Origin of the sequence: Erwinia sp. ErVv1 (assembly GCF_900068895.1) — a bacterium.
GTDB lineage: Bacteria > Pseudomonadota > Gammaproteobacteria > Enterobacterales > Enterobacteriaceae > Erwinia.
Window position 1 is genome coordinate 106,193 of record NZ_CDPK01000013.1, and the last position, 287, is coordinate 106,479.

A 287-nucleotide genomic window follows, 5' to 3' on the forward strand; every position below is an offset into this window, starting at 1 on the left:
AAAGGTCACCGTCGTGGTTTTGGACGAGTTACCGAGGGTCGCGCTGACGGCGTAAGCGGCCGCCGTGGTGCTGGTGGCGGTAAAGGCGACGGTACCGTCCTTCGCAGTGGTGACGCTTGCCGTGCTGAGCGTGACGCCTTTATCAGCGGCGGTCAGGGCGACCTTCTGACCGGCCAGTGGATTGCCGTGCTGATCCCGAACGGTGACGCGCAGGGCGGCTTTGGCCGTGCCGTTGGCGACCACGTTATCGGTGGTGACCGTCAGGTCGCTGACCTGAGCGGTCGTGA

General features: G+C 65.2%; 1 protein-coding gene. It reads right to left on the reverse strand.

All coding sequences use genetic code 11. The features are described 5' to 3' along the window. On the reverse strand, positions 1-243 hold a 243-nt coding region (locus A1830_RS16870), incomplete at its 3' end, for an Ig-like domain-containing protein (protein ID WP_231877658.1). Positions 244-287 lie beyond the last annotated feature (44 nt).